Genomic DNA, 917 nt, shown 5'->3' with positions numbered 1-917 from the left:
CCCGCTACGAATACGCCGACGGCCTGCACCTGATCAGCCGCCGCATCAATGCCGACGGCACCCAGGTCAACTACCGCTACGACAACGCCCGGCTGCTGCTGACCGAAATCGAAAACGAAGTCGGCGAAACCTACCGACTCCAGTACCACAACAACGGCCTCATCCAGCAGGAAATCGGCTTCGACGGCCAGCGCACCGCCTACGTCTACGACCTCAACGGCAACCTGCAGGAAAAAACCGAACACGGCGACGACGGCAGTCAGCTAATCACCTGCTACAAACGCGACCATGCCGGACGCCTTGTAAGAAAAACCCTGCCCGACGGCAACATCATCGAGTACGCCTACGACCGCCAAGGCAATCTCCTCAGCGTCGACGACGGCCATTGGTTTTTAGCCTACGAATACGATCCACAAAACCGCCTCACCGCCGAGCACCAAGGCTGGGGCACCCTGCGCTACGGCTACGACGCCTGCGGCCAGCTCCAAAAGCTGCGCCTGCCCGACAACAACCGCCTCACCTTCAACCACGACAAGGGCGGCCACCTCGCCACCGTCGAACTCAACGGCAAGCTGCTCACGTCACACCTGTTCAAAGCTGGCCAGGAACACCAACGCCAACAAGGCCAACTGATCAGTCGCTACCACTACGACGATCAACAGCGCCTGCACGCCCACGCCGTCACCCAACAGAACAACTACGTCTACCAACGCCACTACGACTACGACAACTCCGGCAACCTCACCCGCCTCAACGACACCCGCAAAGGCGAACACCACTACCACTACGACCCACTAAACCGCCTCACCCGCGCCGATCACTCACAAGGCGAACACGAAAGCTTCGCCCACGACCCGGCCGGCAACCTGCTCATGCAAGACCGCCCCGGCCCCGACATCGTCGCCGGCAACCGCCTG

Annotated in this window: 1 pseudogene; it reads left to right on the top strand. The window is 61.3% G+C overall.

Annotated features, from left to right (window positions below):
* Positions 1 to 917 (top strand): annotated as a pseudogene (locus tag H0Z09_RS27170) (RHS repeat protein); the annotation flags it as partial.

This window comes from Pseudomonas sp. SWRI18, from assembly GCF_014268345.1.
Classification (GTDB): Bacteria; Pseudomonadota; Gammaproteobacteria; order Pseudomonadales; family Pseudomonadaceae; genus Aquipseudomonas; species Aquipseudomonas cedrina.
Note: the sequence above shows the minus strand (reverse complement) of the source record. Positions and strands in the feature narration are given on the sequence as shown.